At 64.6% G+C, this 322-nt stretch carries 1 pseudogene; it reads left to right on the top strand.

Annotation, left to right across the window (positions count from 1 at the left end):
- Positions 1–76 (top strand): annotated as a pseudogene (locus tag EN808_RS35605) (30S ribosomal protein S21); the annotation flags it as partial.
- Positions 77–322: the final 246 nt, after the last annotated feature.

Raw genomic sequence — 322 nt, forward strand, 5'->3', positions numbered from 1 at the left:
GCGTGAAGGCCTGCTGCCGATGACCCCGCGCCCGGCTCCGGCTGGCGCCGCTGGCGCTGCGCGTTCGCCGCGCTGATTACGCCAATTTTTCGTCCTTTTCGAAGGATACCGAGGGTGGCGCGATGTGGAATCGCCGCCACCTTTTTGTTTATGCATGGGAGCCGGTTCGGAGAGGGAACGGACCTGACGGCGCGGCGGGCAGTGAGGACAAAGCAGAGATGAATTCAATTTCCGTGGAGCGCAGAACCGCTTTTCGCGGCTTCGCCCTGACGGCGGCCGTGCTTTCGGGCCTGACGCTTGCAGCATGCCAGACGGCGCCGAC

This window comes from Mesorhizobium sp. M8A.F.Ca.ET.165.01.1.1 (genome assembly GCF_004792065.1).
Lineage (GTDB): Bacteria > Pseudomonadota > Alphaproteobacteria > Rhizobiales > Rhizobiaceae > Mesorhizobium.